The organism is Pantoea stewartii subsp. stewartii (assembly GCF_008801695.1).
Taxonomy (GTDB): domain Bacteria; phylum Pseudomonadota; class Gammaproteobacteria; order Enterobacterales; family Enterobacteriaceae; genus Pantoea; species Pantoea stewartii.
In genome coordinates, this window is sequence record NZ_VZPF01000290.1 from 1 (window position 1) to 357 (window position 357).

Sequence of the window (357 nt, forward strand, 5' to 3'; positions counted from 1 at the left end):
GTAGAAAACGCTGATGCCAGACAGAACACCGTCATACGCAAGCATGTAATGCATTGATTTTATGTTATCTGAAACAACCGTTTTCATAGTACCACAGCATAAAATCCATTTATTCAACAAAGCCGTGGTTTCCCACCAGACAGGCGCACCGGTCTGTTCATCCGTCCATGAGAGGAAAGCGTGTCCGGGGGCATAAACGATGCTGGCCGTTTTGCCAGCCAGCCGGAGAGCATCTAAATAACTGATCCTAATACCGCTACACTTTAGCCAGCCCATGTTTTCCCCCGGGGAATGGGCTGACGGTATTCATAAAGTGATGGACCTTTTTCAACAGTTGCCACATTGAACTGCACTGGT

1 protein-coding gene and 1 pseudogene are annotated in these 357 nt (G+C 47.6%); both read right to left on the minus strand.

Annotation, left to right across the window (positions count from 1 at the left end):
• Positions 1-276 (minus strand): annotated as a pseudogene (locus tag F7Q90_RS26985) (hypothetical protein); the annotation flags it as partial.
• Positions 257-357: hypothetical protein (locus F7Q90_RS27560; protein WP_249042848.1), on the minus strand; the 101-nt coding region annotated here is incomplete at its 5' end. The pseudogene F7Q90_RS26985 and the gene F7Q90_RS27560, both read right to left, overlap by 20 nt.